Origin of the sequence: Pseudomonas sp. FSL R10-2189, assembly GCF_009600325.1 — a bacterium.
GTDB lineage: Bacteria > Pseudomonadota > Gammaproteobacteria > Pseudomonadales > Pseudomonadaceae > Aquipseudomonas > Aquipseudomonas helleri.
In genome coordinates this window covers 1-14566 of the sequence record NZ_WIVZ01000045.1, presented here as the reverse complement: position 1 = coordinate 14566, position 14566 = coordinate 1, and the positions used below count along the sequence as shown (strand labels likewise).

Sequence of the window (14566 nt, the reverse complement as noted above, 5' to 3'; positions counted from 1 at the left end):
GCTTAGCGCACGCGAATTTTAGGGGCGTCGGCGCCACGGCGCAGGGTCTTGAGAAAGCCTTCCAGCGGCGCTGGTTCGGCTATCTGCGGCAACGCGTCTTTATCCGGTCGCTGTGCCCAGAACGCATCCCAGGACGGGAACAGGTCATGGAACGTACCCGCGTAAGGCTCGCGCCCCGGCCAGCGCATTTTCAGGCCGCCAATCGGTGGCTTGTTAAGGTCGCTCGCGTACCAGTAGCACGGCAAGCGTCGACGAAAGCACCAACGCCCGTCAATCCGCTCGTAATCGTCCCAGTACAGCATCTGCATGATCACCCACTCAGGGCCGGTCTCATGCTCGTTCTTGGAATAGACCACTCCGGTGGCATGATCGGCATCGTTGAACTCGATGATGTGCTGTCCCAGGTGATGAGACGTGCCGTGAAACTGATTGCGCATGGTCTCGTCCAGCCACGCCTTGAGGTGCGCGCGCCCGCTTTTATCGCGGCCCACGCGCACGTCCGGGGCAAAGCAGTTGGCCATGGCATCCATGTCGCGCATGTCCAGGGCCAGGGCATACTTGCCGGCCAGTTGGCGGATCGCGTCCAGCGACTCCAGGCGGTCGATGCGCGCCAGTAATGTGTCTGTGACCTGGTTCATCAGTCGAGCACCGTGTACAGGTCAGAACCGCGCCCGCCGTCTACCGCCAGGCTCGCGCCCGTCACATACGAGGCTTCGTCGCTGGCCAGAAACAGAATCGCGTTGGCCAGCTCCAGCGGCAAGCCGACCCGTTTCATCGGGATGACTTTCTCGGTGTTGCTGCGTGTCTTGGCGTCCCCGAGCATACCGGCGGTGGCCGGGGTATCGACCACGCCGGGAATAATCACGTTGCAACGGATATTGTGCGGGGCGCCCTCGCTGGCTGCCGCGCGGCTAAAGTTGATCACCGCCGCCTTGGCCGCCGAATAGCCGGCCATCCACGCCGTGCCAAACAGGCCGCAAATAGAAGCGATATTGACGATCGAACCGCCACCCTGGGCTTTCATCAGTTGCATGGCCGTGCGGGTGCCCCAAAAGGTGCCATCCACGGTGGTCGTGAAGTTGGCGTGCCAGTCGGCAGTGGTCATCGCCTCAATCCCGCCCCAAGTGTAGGCCATGGCGTTGTTGACCAGGATATCCAGGCGGCCATGACGCTGCGCGGTGGCTTGCAGCGCCTCGACATAGGCCTGTTCGTTACTGACATCCGCCACAGCGATATCGGCTTTCCCGCCCAAGGCGTGGATTTTTTCCTGAACGCCTTGCAGCGGCTCGATGCGGCGCCCGCACAGCACCACCGTGGCGCCCTCTTCGGCAAAGCGCAGCGCGGTGGCCTCACCGATGCCGGAACCGGCGCCAGTGACGAAGGCGATTTTTCCTTGTAGACGAGTGTTCATGCACGCTCCTGGATCAGATAAAGGCCATACCGCCGTTCACAGCAATGTTTTGCCCGGTCATGAAGCTGGCGTCTTCGCTGGCGAGGAACACCGCAACTTTGGCGATTTCGCTGGTTTCGCACATTCTTCCCAGCGGCACGTTTTTAAGCAGCGCCTGCATGTACTCATCAGGGATCCCGGCCATCATCGGCGTGTTGGTCGGCCCCGGCACCAGGGTGTTGACGCGGATGCCGCTGGGCGCCAGTTCGCGGGTAATCGAACGGGTCAGGCCCATCACCGCGGCTTTTGAGGCGCAGTAATGGCTTGGGCCGTCGCCGGTCAGCGCAGCCGTGCTGGAAAGATTGATGATCGAGCCCTTGCGGCCGCCCTTGAGCATCAGCCTGGCGCCTTCGCGGCAACAGATGAAGGTGCCGCCCAGGTTCACGCCTATTACCCGCGCCCAGCTCTCGTCAGAGGTATCGAGAAAGCTGTCCAGCCCCCCTACCCCGGCGTTGTTGACCAAAATATCGAGGCCGCCGAAGTGCTGTTCTACCTGGCCCATTGCATCGGCCACGCTGGCACTGTCAGCCACGTTGCACGCCAGGGCCAGCACCTTGTCGCCCAGGTCTGCGAGGCTTTCGGCCAGCGCTGCCTGGTTCAAGTCGACAGCCACGACGCGGGCGCCTTCGTCGACAAACCCGCGCACGATGGCCTGGCCCATGCCCTGCCCGGCGCCGGTCACAAAGGCCACTTTGTTGAGTAACTTCATTCGCAATCTCCGAGTTTGCGAGCTGCTGCCCGTGCAGTAGCGCCGCGCCTTGAATGATTAGCGCCAAGGGCCTGGGCATACATCGTCCGATGGGACTAGCGCAGCGTGGTCTGAACGGACGATGCCGCCGAGGTCGGGGAGTAACAGCATGGGCACGTGCGACTCGCGCTCGGTGCGCGACTGCGCTGTCCAATCCGCAGACAATGGAGAACCCCATGAACCAACCCGTAGACCTGCCCTTGCCCGTCGGCCATTACGCAACGCTGCCCAACGGCTTGCGCCTGCACTATCTGGATGAAGGCGCAGGCCCCGTGGTGCTTTGGCTGCACGGCAGCGGACCGGGCGCCAGCGGTTTCAGTAACTTCAAGGGCAACTATCCACAACTGGTCGCCGCCGGTTATCGCAATATCGTCCTCGACCTGCCGGGCTTTGGTCGCTCAGACAAGCCCGAAGACGTTCAGTACAACCTGGAGTTTTTTGTTGAGTGCGTGGCCACCTTCCTGGAGTCCATCGGTGTGCGGCGTTGCACCTTGCTGGGCAACTCACTGGGCGGGGCGATCGCCCTGGGCCTGGCCCTGCGCCTGCCACAACTGCCGCAAAGCCTGATCCTGCTGGCACCGGGCGGTGTTGAAGAGCGCGAAACCTACTTCAAGATGGAAGGCATCGTACGCATGGTCTCGCTTTACAATGCCGGGCCGATCGGCATGGACGAAATGCGCAGCATGATGAGCCTGCAACTGTTCGATGCGTCGATACTGCCGCAAAGCCTGCTGCAGGAACGGGTGGCGGTGGCGATCACCCAGCCGAAAAACCTCTTCAGTACCATGATGGTGCCCAACATGGAGGCACGCCTGGCTGAGATCCAATGCCCGATCTTGGGGTTCTGGGGCAGTAACGACCACTTCAACCCCGTTAGCGGCGCCCAGCGCATCATCGACGGCGCGCAGAATGCCCGCTTCATCGTTTTGAACCGCTGCGGGCATTGGGTGCAGGTAGAACACCGCGAACTGTTCAACCGCAGTTGCATCGACTTCCTGCAAAACGGCTAATCGGTTCAGACCAACCCGGCGTCCTGCCGGGTTAGTCCTTGTAGGGGCTACCGCCCCCGACTTCGACGCCGCGCTGTCGCGCATCAAACAGGCCACCAAATATCTTCAGCATCCCCCAATCGGTTCCCTCTCCTTCGGGAGAGGGCTAGGGTGAGGGGGCTTTGGCTTTTATGTACATATCCGTTGCTGTGGCAACGGCCACTTAGGGTTCCGGCCTTACGCCGTGCCACTTTGAAAAGCGCAAAGTGGCCAAACGCTTTTTGCCCCAACCCCTCGGTGCCTCGCTGTGGCTCGGCATGCCCTCACCACAGGCCTTGCTCCGAGGGCCGCCGCGATCGGCCAGCGTGGTTTAACGGGGCCTCTTAGATCAAGAGCAAAAGCCAGATCAAGATCAACAGATCGCGAGCAAGCTCGCTCCTACAGGACCTTTAGAATCAGTCACTTATTTCATGTTTGCTAGGAGCGATCTTTTGCGCCTGAAACGCCAACATGCGCTCAGACCGATGCAGCAGGTTGCCGGTTGAGCTGCGCATCGCCGGGCTGCCCGAGCACACAGGAGGTTCCGCCCGGGGTGTACATCATGGCCACGCAGCGATTGCAGGCGGTGCAGATCGAATCACGGCTGGCACCTCTGGCCAGCTTGTTCACGTAGTCATTTTCCGCCAGCAGTACCCGGCCCATGGCAACCAGGTCAAAGCCTTCGGTCATGATCTGCTCGATGCTGGCCAGGCTCCTGGCGCCTCCCAAATAGGCCAGAGGCATGTTCACTGCCGCACGGACTTTACGTGCATGTTCCAGCAGATACAGCTCGCGAAATTCCACAGTCGGCTCTTTACGGCGCTGGATGGCCATGGCCAAAGCAATGATTTTGTTTTTCTGCTGCACGCGGTTTTCCTTGGGAAAGGAAGAACCAAACATCGTAGTGATCGACTCGGCGTTCATCCCTGCACTGAGCACCAGCAGGTGCGCACCCTCGGCTTCCAGCATACGTGCGATCTGCGCGCCGTCTTCGGCACTGTTACCGGCGCGTACGCCTTCGGTAATGCTGTATTTACAGATAACGGCCATGTCCTGACCCACCGCATCGAGCACCGCGCGCAGTACCCGGCGCGGAAAACGCAGGCGGTTTTCCAGGCTGCCGCCGTATTGATCGCGGCGTTTGTTGTACAACGGCGAAATGAACTGGCTAAGCAGATAACCGTGGCCCATGTGAATTTCCACGGCGTCAAAACCGGCTTGGCGCGCCAGGCGTGCCGCGTGGGCAAAGTCACGCACCACGTGCTGCATGTCGCTTTCATTCATGGCCTGTTTAAGGAACATGCCGCTCATCAAGCCAATTTTGTTAAACCCGCCACTGGCAGACAGCGGGCGTTTGGTCGAGCGTTCTCGAATAAAGGTAAAACAGCCCCCGTGGGTGATCTGCGCACTGGCCAGCCCACCGGCAAGATGCACACCATCGGTTAATGCCTTGAAGTGCGGCAGGCTGGACTCGATGAGGATCAACTGGTTAGGCAAGGTGCGGCCATCGCTGCTCACCGCGCAGTAAGCCACGGTGGTCAGTGCCGTGCCGCCTTCGGCCAGGGCCGAATGCAGCCTCACCAACTGTTTGGACGGTACACCCTGGGTACTCATGCCTTCGTTGGTGGCCGCCTTGATAAAGCGGTTTTTCAAGGTCAACGGGCCAATCGTGACAGGGCTGAATGGCGATGGGATTGAACGAGGGTTCATGACGGGCCTCTCTTTATTGTTATCAGGCTACAAAAGATGGCTGCCTCGCCGTGTCGCGACGCAGCCATGCTGGTCAAAAGGCGTATTTGGCATTCAGCGACAGGTAATCGCGGTCGGCCATCAAACGACCTTGGGCAATATCCGGCGAACTCAGGTAGGCCACATAGGTAATGCCGACCTGGAAGTTGCCCAGGTATTTGAAGTCGCCACCTACGGTCAGGCGCTTTTCATCGCGGCCCAAGCCCTGGTAAGCGCTGCCGTCGACGTTCTGTGTCCACACGACTTTGGTGTTCAGGTCCACTCCGTTGGCAATCGACGGATAGTCCATGTACGCGCCAATACCCAACAGGGTTGAACCCCGGGTCTGGGTCGCCGAGAGGAACTTGTCGAAGGTGCCGTCTACCCCCTCCCCGCCGCCGGTGATCGTGAGGCTATCGACGCCGGCGATATGCTGATGCACCACTTCGGCCATGAACGTGGACTGTTGCGCGAGGAAGCTCGGGCCAAGGATGTACGAGGCGTTGAGGTTGCCTTGCCAGATCTGCCCGGTCGTAGGGGCGCCGTTGTTCAGGTACACCGATGCGCCGTCGCGGTAACTCAAGTCACCTGCGTACTGCACCGAGTCGCCGACCTTGGAACTGAAGCTGATACCGGTCAGTTTGACGTCTTCGAAGTAACCCAGGCGATAAGTCATCGGGTCGCCACTATGGCCAATGCCCTTGTTCGACGAGTATTGGGTAGTGCCGCTAAAGTCGAAAAACAACGACGCGATACGCTCGTTGTAGCGGTAGTGGAACAAGCCGACTTCAGTGTTCTCGGTAATCCGGTAACGCACACCCAGGCCCCACTGGCCGCTGTTACTGGGGTCTTTCTCGCCGGCATAGGCCACTGCCGCGCCATTGGGCAAGCTGCTGACCAGGCCGCTGGCCAGTCGATAAAACTCGGCGCCGGGGCCAAAAGTGTCGCTGCCGAAGTAATCCCCGACCGGGTTGAGTTGGGTTTTATCCCATTCGTACTGGTAGTAACCGACCAGGGCCAGGTTTTCATTCAGCGACCACGACGCTGACACCTGGCCTACCGGCAGGTACGAGTCCTTGGCCTCGGTGCCCGGTACGTTGAACTTGGTGGCATCCACCGGGGCCTGGCCCTGGCTGATGTTGGACCAGAACAGGCTTTCGCCCCATGCCACCAAATGCCGGCCAGCCTTGACCGACAAGTACTGGGTTTCACCGACATCGAAGTTGCCATACACATAAGCATCCAGCAGGCGCGCATTGTTGCCACTGAGTTTACGGGTGCGATCAGTAAACTCATCGTTGTGCCCGAGCTTGTTCACGGTGTCTGGCGAGTCGTTGGCGTTGCGCTGGTTGTAGACGTCGTCATAAAAGTAACTGCCACGCAACACCGCCCCGAGGTTGTCGTGCTTGAGTTGCAGCTCGCCAAACAGGCTCATGCGGTTGTTGATCAACGAGCCGCGTTTGAAGTTGCGGGTGCCGTCATCGTTGTTGGGGTCGTTGAGGTATTCGTTCGCCTGTTTGGCCGTGCGCATGGAGGCCGTGTAGTTAACCGTCAGCGACGAATCCAGTGTTGTGTCCTCCCCCAACTGGAGGGTAGGCGCGGCGTAAGCGGCGGGGCTGCCTAAAGTAATGGCGGTCACTAGCAGGTTGCCACCGATAACCCGGTGCCCCCAATGACGTGCAACCGTATTGTGCATGGCCATGCTCTTCTCCTGTTTTTGTTGTTTTTTACGGGTAAGGCGTGCTTTCAGGGCTGACAGGGTCACTGAGCATCACCCGCAGCTCGTTTTTGGCGACCTTACTCGACGGGTTAAGCGGCAACGCGCTGAGAAAACACACCCGGCGCGGGACCTTGTAATTGGCCATGTGTTCGCGGCTCCAGGCGATCAATTGCCCTTCGTTGAGTTCTGCGCCTTCGCGCAGCACGACGCAGGCACAACCGACTTCGCCCATGCGCGCATCGGCCAGGCCGATCACCGCCACTTGGGCAATTGCCGGGTGGCGGATCAATGCGGCTTCGATTTCTGCCGGATAGCAGTTAAAACCGCCCACGATAAACATGTCTTTCAAGCGGTCAGTGATGATCAGGTTGCCTGCCTCATCCAGGCGACCGACATCGCCGGTGTGCAGCCAGCCGTCCCTGTCGATGGCTTCGCGGGTGGCTTCAGGGTTCTGGAAATAGCCCTGCATGACGTGAAAACCCCGCAGACAGATTTCCCCCGTCTGCCCTGCGTCCAGTGCCTGGTTGTGCGGGTCGCGGATGCTCACTTCAGTCCCGGCGATGGGCCGCCCACTCGTCCCGGCAATGACCTGCGCCGAGTCTTGCGGGTCGCAGATTGTCGCCAGGCCGCCACACTCAGTCAGGCCGTAGGCAGTCGTGACCACGGCAAAGCCCAGCTCATTGCGCATGCGTTCGATCAGGCTTGGGGGAATGCTGGCCGAGCCGGTCACGGCAATACGCAGGCTCGACAGGTCGGTCTGCTTGAGTTGCGGATGGGCCAGCAACGACAGGTAAAGCGTCGGTGCGCCGGGCAAAACGCTGATGCGCTCGCGGGCAATGCGCTGGAACACCTGCTCGGGGTCGAACACCGCATGCGGCAGGATGGTTGCCCCGGCAATCAGGCACGTAAGCCACCCGGCCTTGTAGCCAAATGCATGGAAAAACGGATTGACGATCAGGTAACGGTCGCCCGGCACCAGGCCAATAATCTTCGCGTACTCACGGAAGGCCCGCAGGTTTTGCCCATGAGCGCTCATCACCCCTTTCGGTTTGCCGGTGGTGCCGGAGGTAAACAGCAGGTCGCATATGGCATCCGGACCAATCGCCAATGCCCGGCGTCGAGCACTTTGCACATCGATGATCGCGGCACTGCGCAGGAACTGCGTTACTGTCAGGTCCGCTGGCGACTGAGGGCGGTCGCCCTCCAGCACCACCAGGTGTTCGAGGCTGGCTGGCCGATGGGGCGCGAGCATGTCCGGGTAATCAACCTCGAGAAAACGCTGTTGGATAAACAGCAGGCGGCAGCCGCTGCGCTCCAGCACATCGGCCGCTTCAAGGCCTTTCATGCGGGTATTGATAGGTACCAGCACAGCGCCTGCGCAATGAATGCCCAACGCCGCGAGAATCCAGTCGGTGCTGTTGGGCGCCCAAATGCCGACCCTGTCCCCGGCCTGAATACCCATCGCCATCAAGCCTCGGGTAAAGGCCATGACCCGCTCAGGCAATTGCGCAAAGTCGATGCTTTCGCCGTTTTCCTCGATGGCCGTGCGCCCGGCAAACTGTTCAGCGCTGCTAAACACCAATTGGGCCAGGGTGACAGGCGCTGTATTGCAGGACGCAGCAAGGTTCAGACTCTGATTCATCGTGGGCTCGTGTTGATTATTCAGGAAAGCGGATGCGCAATTGCGCGCTGGTGGGGACCGCCTGACAGGCCAGAATCCAGCCTTCGGCCAGCTCGCCGGCATCCAGCGCGTCGTTGTACAGCAGTTCGATATCGCCGCTTTCCAGGGTGCACATGCACGACGCGCAGCCCCCGACACGGCAGGCACTGGGTGGTTTGAGACCGGCGCGTTCCATGGCATTGAGCACGGTTTCGCCGCTGTCACAGGGCAACTGGTAGTCCTCGCCGTCCAGACGCACGAGCAACTGCGCGGCCATCGCCGCTTCGCTGCTGCTGGCCGATAACAGCTCACCTTCACCGGGCAATGAGACAAACCGCTCAACATGCACATTGCGATCCGGCATGCGCAGGCGCTTGAGCGCGTTGACGCTCGCGTCCATAAACGGCCCCGGACCACATATAAACGCTTGGGCATGCAGAAACGGCCGCGCCAGTTCGGCCAGTTGCTCAACGCTGGGGATGCCTTGTACCGAGTCCAGCCAGTGAACGATTTGCAGGCGTTGCGCATAAGCGCTGGCCAGGGCCTTGAGCTCATCCTTGAAAATCACTGAGGCTTCGTCGCGGTTGGCATAAAACAGCAGAATGCGTCCCGTACCGGCAAGCAAGGCCGAACGCAGGATCGACAACACCGGCGTTACCCCACTGCCGCCGCCGAACAGCAGCAGGTCGCCGTCGAGGTTGCGAGGCACAAAAACCCCCGCCGGTGGCAGCACATCAATCGTCTGACCCACCTGTAATTCGCTGCACAACCAGTTCGACGCGCGGCCCTGGTGTACGCGCTTGATCGTCACGCGCAACGGCTCATCCAGCAGTGGCGTACTCGACAATGAATAGCAGCGCGGCAGCCAGCCACCCTCAAAGGGCACGCGCAAGGTCAGGAACTGGCCGGGCTTATACGAAAAGAGTTCGCCCAGGTGCGCGGGCACGTCGAACACCACGGAAGACGCATCGGCGGTTTCCTCGATCACACGTGCCACACGCAGGGCCAGATAATTGCTCATAGATCATGTACTCATGACCACCCGCCCCAACGACGGGCAGGTGTAAACCCAAGGTTCATTACGGCGCAACGGCTTCAGACGTAAGGGTCCGGGTTGGGCAGGCCGAGCATCACCGCGCCGTAGCTGCGCCCGTATGCCATGTAGTTGTTGGCGATATGGCCACGGGCCTGATGCAGATCGCGGAACAGCCGCGCTACCGGGTTGGTGTTGTACAACCCCGAGGCCGCCATGCTGCGCAGCAGGTCGTTGACCCGTTCGGCACAGATATTGGTGACATACGCCGACTGGTAGCGATAAAGCAGGCGCGTCTCGGTGTCCGGGTATTCACCGGCACGGGCCAGGCTCATCAGGTGTTCATAGTTGCGTTCCAGCACCAGGCGCAGGCTGTCGACCGTGATCATCGCTTCAGCAATGGCGGTTTGTGCCACCGGATCATCCGCCGTGCGCGCTCCGTGTTTGCCAATGTGGCGGGCGGCGTTGTCGCGAAACTCATTGATGGCGCCTTGCAGCGCGCCAATGGCCGAAGTCGAGACCGCGCGGGAGAACACCTGGGCAAACGGAATGGCGTAGATCGGGTTTTTGTTGATCTCGCGCCCCGGCGTCGCCTCAAGGGTCCAGTTATTGGTGCGTTGCACGCGATGAGCCGGCACAAAGGCATCTTCGACCACAATGTCGTGGCTGCCGGTGCCCCGCAGGCCCAGCACATCCCAGTTGCGCTCGATCTGATAGTCGCTGCGCGGCAGCAGGAAGGTGCCGTGCTCGGCGGCGTATTCGCCATCGGCCGGCAGAATGCCGCCCAGAAACACCCACTGGCAATGCTCGCTGCCGCTGGAAAACCCCCAGCGACCGCTGATGCGATAACCGCCTTCAACCACCGTGACCTTGGCCGCAGGCATGTATGTCGAGCAGATCAACGCGTTGTGGTCATCGGTCCAGACTTCGCGCTGTGCCTCAATCGGGTAACGCGCCAGTTGCCAGGGGTGAACCCCCATCACGCCGTAAACCCAGGCGGTCGACATGCAACCCTGGGCAAGGATGGTCTGGATTTCAAAAAACGTTCGCGGGTCTACTTCGTAGCCACCAAATGCCCGTGGCTGCAAAGCCCGCAGCAAACCGGAGTTTTGCAGTTCGGCGATGTTTTCCACCGGCACTTTCAAATCCTGGTCGGCCTGCGCCGTGCGCGCCTTGAGAGCAGGCACCAGGCGCTGCGCACGTTCAAGCAGATCACACTCGTCCTGGGTCTTTTCACGCATGCTGTGCATCACTCAATTCTCCCGATCTCACTGCGCCACTGCGCGAGGTGTGACGGATCATCGGATTGAGCCGGGCATTGTTCATCGTCAAAGCGGACTAGGGGCCGCAAACCTTCAGCCCGTGCCGACGGGCGCTAGTCCGATAAGACGATGCTGCTCATGGGGGCGACTGCAATAGTGGCGCTATTAACAGTCGACCCCATGGAGCAAGTGGTCATGAGTATTTTGCAGCGTTTCCAGATGCACGGCAGTGTCGCCATCGTCACGGGCAGTGGCCGGGGCATCGGTCGGGCGATTGCCCTGGCGTTTGCCGAGGCCGGCGCCGACGTGGTGTGTACGGCACGTTCGCTGGCCGAGGTTGAGGCTGTCGCCGACGAAGTCCGTGGCCTTGGTCGGCGCGCCCTGGCGCTGACCTGTGACGTCAATGACAGCGAGCAACGCCTGGCGCTGGTGCGCCACAGCATCGAACACATGGGCCGCATCACCCACTTGGTGAATAACGTGGGCGGCGGCGGCCCCAACGACCCCTTGGGCATGACGCCAGAAGCGTTTGCCCAGGTGCTGAATTTCAACGTGGCCACCACCTATGCGTTCTGCCAGTTGTGTGTGCCGCTGATGCTCGAAGCCGGTGGCGGCAACATCCTTAATATCAGCTCGGTGGCGGCGCGTTATGCGCAGCGCCATTTCAGTGCCTATGGCACGGCCAAGGCCGCTCTCAGTCACTTGACCCGCCTGCTGGCCCAGGACTTCGCTCCGCACATCCGGGTCAACGCAGTGGCGCCTGGCCCGACCCTGACCGAAGCACTCAGCGGCGTGATGCCCAGCGCCATGCGCGAGGTCATGGAAGCCAACACCCCGCTCAAATGCCTGGGCACCCCTCAGGATATCGCCGCCGCTGCGCTGTACCTGGCCAGCCCTGCCTCGGCCTGGGTAACCGGCAAGATCATCGATGTCGATGGCGGCGCCGACTCCACCGTCTGGCCAGGTTAAACACCCTTCAAGGCCAGCCCTGATGCGCTGGGCCGGCCTTTTCTCTCCCGCTTTGCAATCCCTCCGGAGTCCTCACCATGGACACAGACTTGATCAAAGCGCTCGGTGACGAACTGTTCAACGCCCTGCGCAACCGCCAGACACTGGCCCCGCTGACCCGCCGTTATCCGCAGATCACCCTGGAGCAGGCCTACCAGATCTCCCTGCAATTTCTAAAACGCCGTGAAGCCCTGGGTGAAAGGGTCGTTGGCAAAAAAATCGGTGTCACCAGCCTTGCTGTGCAGCAAATGCTCGATGTTCACCAACCGGACTTCGGCTTTCTCACAGACGCGATGCAGGTTGCCGATGGCAGCGATGTCAGCCTGGCCCGCTACAACCTGATCCAGCCACGTGCTGAAGGCGAGATTGCCTTTATTCTCGGTGAAGACCTGCACGGGCCGGGCATCAGCCCAGAAGACGTGCTGGCCGCCAGCCAGTGGGTCGTGCCCTGTTTTGAAATTGTCGATTCGCGCATCCACGACTGGCAGATCCGCATCCAGGACACCGTGGCCGACAACGCCTCCTGCGGTGTATTTGCCCTTGGGCCGCAACGCATCGACCCGCGCTCGCTGGACCTGGCCGCCGTACACATGCAACTGCTGAAAAACCACAACCCGGCAGGCTCAGGCCTGGGCTCGGCGGTACAGGGCCACCCTTGTGCAGCTGTTGCCTGGCTGGCCAATACCCTGGGCGAACTGGGTATCCCGTTCCGCCGGGGCGAAATCATTCTCTCCGGGGCACTGGCACCGCTGGTACCGGTGGTGGCCGGTGACCATATCAGCCTGTCCATGAGCGGGCTCGGCGACGTCAGCCTGCGTTTTGTCCCTTGACGCCCCCTTCCCTCCCCAAGAGCCAAATACCATGAGAAGCAAAATCAAATGTGCGCTGATCGGGCCGGGCAACATCGGCACCGACCTGCTTTATAAACTCATGCGCAGCGATGTGCTGGAACCGGTATGGATGGTCGGTATCGACGCAGCATCCGAAGGTTTACTACGCGCGCGTGAGCTGGGCCTGAAAACCACCGCTGAGGGGGTTGACGGCTTGTTGCCACACGTTCTGGAGGACAACATCCAGATCGCCTTCGACGCCACTTCGGCCTACGTGCACGCGCAGAACTCGCAAAAGCTCAACGCCCTGGGTGTGTTGATGATCGACCTGACGCCGGCGGCAATCGGCCCGTATTGCGTGCCCCCGGTCAACCTCAAGGCTCAATTGGGCCTGGGCATCATGAACGTCAACATGGTCACGTGCGGTGGTCAGGCGACTATTCCACTGGTTGCGGCGGTGTCCAGCGTGCAGCCGGTGGACTACGCCGAAATCATTGCCACGGCGGCGTCCAAATCAGTTGGCCCCGGCACCCGGAAAAACATCGACGAGTTCACCCGAACCACTTCAAGTGCCGTCGAAAAAGTCGGCGGTGCAAAAAAAGGCAAGGCAATCATCATTATTAACCCGGCCGAACCGCCGCTGATCATGCGTGACACTGTGCATTGCCTGACCGCTACAGAGCCCGATCAGGCAGCCATTACCGCTGCCATCGAGGCCATGATCGAGCAAGTGCAGCGCTATGTGCCCGGCTACAAACTGGTCAACGGCCCGGTATTCGATGGCAATCGGGTGTCGATTTTCATGGAAGTCGAGGGCCTCGGGGACTACCTGCCCAAGTACGCCGGCAACCTCGACATCATGACCGCCGCTGCAGCGCGCACAGCCGAGATGTTCGCCGAAGAAATCCTCAAGGGCGAACTTGTTTTGCACGCCATCGCTCAAACCGCCCACGCATAAGGAGCCGACCATGGATCTTCGCGGCAAAAGCATCACCGTTCATGACATGTGCTTGCGCGACGGCATGCATCCCAAGCGGCACCAGATCAGCCTGCAGCAGATGAAAGACATCGCCTGTGGTCTTGATGCCGCGGGTGTGCCACTGATCGAAGTCACCCACGGCGACGGCCTGGGCGGCAGCTCGGTGAACTACGGCTTCCCGGCCCACACGGACGAGCAATACCTGTCTGCCGTCATCCCGCTGATGAAAAAGGCCAAGGTATCGGCCTTGCTGCTACCGGGCATCGGAACCGTCGACCACCTGAAAATGGCCCACGAGCTGGGGGTCAATACCATTCGGGTTGCCACCCACTGCACAGAGGCTGATGTCAGCGAACAGCACATTTCCCATGCGCGCGGGCTGGGCATGGACACCGTCGGTTTTCTGATGATGGCCCACATGAACAGCCCGGAAGGTTTGGTCAAGCAAGGCCTGCTGATGGAAAGCTACGGCGCCAACTGCATTTACCTGACCGACTCGGCGGGTTACCTGTTACCCCATGAAGTGAGCGCCCGTGTGGCCGCGATGCGGGCTGCACTAAAACCGGACACCGAGATCGGCTTTCATGGTCATCACAACCTGTCGATGGGCGTGTCCAACTCGATTGCCGCCATTGCCGCTGGCGCCAACCGTATTGACGCCGCTTGTGCGGGTCTGGGTGCCGGTGCGGGCAATACGCCCATGGAAGTGCTGGTTGCGGTGTGCGACCGGATGGGCATCGACACGGGCGTTAGCGTGTTTGGCATCCAGGACGTGGCCGAAGACCTGGTCGTGCCGATCATGGACTTCCCGATCCGCAGCGACCGCGATGCCCTGACCATGGGGTACGCCGGGGTATATGGCTCGTTCCTGCTGTTCGCCAAGCGCGCCGAGAAAAAATACGGCGTATCCGCCCGGGAAATTCTCGTGGAAATGGGCCGCCGTGGCATGGTCGGTGGCCAGGAAGACATGATCGAAGACACCGCCATGACCCTTGCCCGTCTACACCGCCGCGCTGTCGCGCATTAAACAGGCGACCGAATACCTTCAGCATCCCCCAATCGGTTCCCTCTCCTTCGGGAGAGGGCTAGGGTGAGGGGGCTCTTGACTTGAGTACATATC

Annotated in this window: 13 protein-coding genes; 5 read left to right on the top strand and 8 right to left on the bottom strand. The window is 60.8% G+C overall.

Annotated features, from left to right (window positions below; translation table 11 throughout):
- Positions 1 to 2: 2 nt before the first annotated feature.
- Genes GHO32_RS23155 through GHO32_RS23145 form a run of 3 tightly spaced genes read right to left on the bottom strand, consistent with a single transcriptional unit; the run spans position 3 to position 2159 of the window.
- Positions 3 to 638 carry a nuclear transport factor 2 family protein gene (locus tag GHO32_RS23155; RefSeq protein ID WP_153332447.1) on the bottom strand — a complete coding sequence of 212 codons (636 nt, stop codon included), beginning with the start codon at positions 636 to 638 and terminating at the stop codon, positions 3 to 5.
- Positions 638 to 1411, bottom strand: coding sequence for an SDR family NAD(P)-dependent oxidoreductase (locus GHO32_RS23150; protein ID WP_153332449.1), 774 nt, complete (start codon positions 1409 to 1411; stop codon positions 638 to 640). The genes GHO32_RS23155 and GHO32_RS23150 overlap by 1 nt, the downstream gene beginning before the upstream one ends.
- A gap of 13 nt (positions 1412 to 1424) precedes the next feature.
- Positions 1425 to 2159 carry an SDR family NAD(P)-dependent oxidoreductase gene (locus GHO32_RS23145; RefSeq protein WP_153332451.1) on the bottom strand — a complete coding sequence of 245 codons (735 nt, stop codon included), beginning with the start codon at positions 2157 to 2159 and terminating at the stop codon, positions 1425 to 1427.
- Between the two features lie 215 nt (positions 2160 to 2374).
- Here GHO32_RS23145 and GHO32_RS23140 point away from each other — a divergent pair, with 215 nt between their 5' ends.
- Positions 2375 to 3208, top strand: a complete 834-nt coding sequence (locus GHO32_RS23140; protein ID WP_153332453.1) for an alpha/beta fold hydrolase — start codon at positions 2375 to 2377, stop codon at positions 3206 to 3208.
- A 495-nt stretch (positions 3209 to 3703) separates the two neighbouring features.
- Here GHO32_RS23140 and GHO32_RS23135 read toward each other — a convergent pair whose 3' ends face one another.
- From GHO32_RS23135 to GHO32_RS23115, 5 genes are all read right to left on the bottom strand, one after another.
- A complete protein-coding gene (locus GHO32_RS23135; protein WP_153332455.1) occupies positions 3704 to 4936 on the bottom strand; it encodes an NADH:flavin oxidoreductase in 1233 nt (410 codons plus the stop codon).
- A 73-nt stretch (positions 4937 to 5009) separates the two neighbouring features.
- Positions 5010 to 6656, bottom strand: coding sequence for a DUF1302 domain-containing protein (locus GHO32_RS23130; RefSeq protein WP_178113937.1), 1647 nt, complete (start codon positions 6654 to 6656; stop codon positions 5010 to 5012).
- Positions 6657 to 6681: 25 nt separating this feature from the next.
- A complete protein-coding gene (locus GHO32_RS23125; protein WP_153332456.1) occupies positions 6682 to 8316 on the bottom strand; it encodes a FadD3 family acyl-CoA ligase in 1635 nt (544 codons plus the stop codon).
- 16 nt (positions 8317 to 8332) lie between these two features.
- Positions 8333 to 9355, bottom strand: a complete 1023-nt coding sequence (locus GHO32_RS23120) for a ferredoxin--NADP reductase (RefSeq protein ID WP_153332458.1) — start codon at positions 9353 to 9355, stop codon at positions 8333 to 8335.
- Positions 9356 to 9429: 74 nt separating this feature from the next.
- A complete protein-coding gene (locus tag GHO32_RS23115; RefSeq protein WP_153332460.1) occupies positions 9430 to 10617 on the bottom strand; it encodes an acyl-CoA dehydrogenase family protein in 1188 nt (395 codons plus the stop codon).
- A 207-nt stretch (positions 10618 to 10824) separates the two neighbouring features.
- Here GHO32_RS23115 and GHO32_RS23110 point away from each other — a divergent pair, with 207 nt between their 5' ends.
- The 4 genes from GHO32_RS23110 (at position 10825) to dmpG (ending at position 14473) form a co-directional block, all read left to right on the top strand.
- Positions 10825 to 11598: a glucose 1-dehydrogenase gene (locus tag GHO32_RS23110; protein ID WP_153332462.1), complete on the top strand. Its 774-nt coding sequence runs from the start codon at positions 10825 to 10827 to the stop codon at positions 11596 to 11598.
- 77 nt (positions 11599 to 11675) lie between these two features.
- The gene (locus GHO32_RS23105; RefSeq protein WP_153332464.1) at positions 11676 to 12467 is read left to right on the top strand and encodes a fumarylacetoacetate hydrolase family protein; all 792 of its coding nucleotides are present in this window, start codon (positions 11676 to 11678) and stop codon (positions 12465 to 12467) included.
- Positions 12468 to 12498: 31 nt separating this feature from the next.
- Positions 12499 to 13425, top strand: a complete 927-nt coding sequence (locus GHO32_RS23100) for an acetaldehyde dehydrogenase (acetylating) (RefSeq protein WP_153332466.1) — start codon at positions 12499 to 12501, stop codon at positions 13423 to 13425.
- Positions 13426 to 13435: 10 nt separating this feature from the next.
- Positions 13436 to 14473, top strand: coding sequence for a 4-hydroxy-2-oxovalerate aldolase (gene dmpG, locus GHO32_RS23095; protein ID WP_153332468.1), 1038 nt, complete (start codon positions 13436 to 13438; stop codon positions 14471 to 14473).
- The last annotated feature ends 93 nt before the right edge of the window (positions 14474 to 14566 follow it).

Excerpts from the sequence above, each read along its gene's own strand:
- GHO32_RS23145 (WP_153332451.1), bottom strand. The coding sequence starts at position 2,159 with ATGAAGTTACTCAACAAAGTGGCCTTTGTGACCGGCGCCGGGCAGGGC.
- dmpG (WP_153332468.1), top strand. The coding sequence starts at position 13,436 with ATGGATCTTCGCGGCAAAAGCATCACCGTTCATGACATGTGCTTGCGC.
- GHO32_RS23100 (WP_153332466.1), top strand. The coding sequence starts at position 12,499 with ATGAGAAGCAAAATCAAATGTGCGCTGATCGGGCCGGGCAACATCGGC.
- GHO32_RS23120 (WP_153332458.1), bottom strand. The coding sequence starts at position 9,355 with ATGAGCAATTATCTGGCCCTGCGTGTGGCACGTGTGATCGAGGAAACC.
- GHO32_RS23130 (WP_178113937.1), bottom strand. The coding sequence starts at position 6,656 with ATGGCCATGCACAATACGGTTGCACGTCATTGGGGGCACCGGGTTATC.
- GHO32_RS23125 (WP_153332456.1), bottom strand. The coding sequence starts at position 8,316 with ATGAATCAGAGTCTGAACCTTGCTGCGTCCTGCAATACAGCGCCTGTC.
- GHO32_RS23105 (WP_153332464.1), top strand. The coding sequence starts at position 11,676 with ATGGACACAGACTTGATCAAAGCGCTCGGTGACGAACTGTTCAACGCC.
- GHO32_RS23150 (WP_153332449.1), bottom strand. The coding sequence starts at position 1,411 with ATGAACACTCGTCTACAAGGAAAAATCGCCTTCGTCACTGGCGCCGGT.
- GHO32_RS23110 (WP_153332462.1), top strand. The coding sequence starts at position 10,825 with ATGAGTATTTTGCAGCGTTTCCAGATGCACGGCAGTGTCGCCATCGTC.
- GHO32_RS23140 (WP_153332453.1), top strand. The coding sequence starts at position 2,375 with ATGAACCAACCCGTAGACCTGCCCTTGCCCGTCGGCCATTACGCAACG.
- GHO32_RS23155 (WP_153332447.1), bottom strand. The coding sequence starts at position 638 with ATGAACCAGGTCACAGACACATTACTGGCGCGCATCGACCGCCTGGAG.
- GHO32_RS23135 (WP_153332455.1), bottom strand. The coding sequence starts at position 4,936 with ATGAACCCTCGTTCAATCCCATCGCCATTCAGCCCTGTCACGATTGGC.
- GHO32_RS23115 (WP_153332460.1), bottom strand. The coding sequence starts at position 10,617 with ATGCACAGCATGCGTGAAAAGACCCAGGACGAGTGTGATCTGCTTGAA.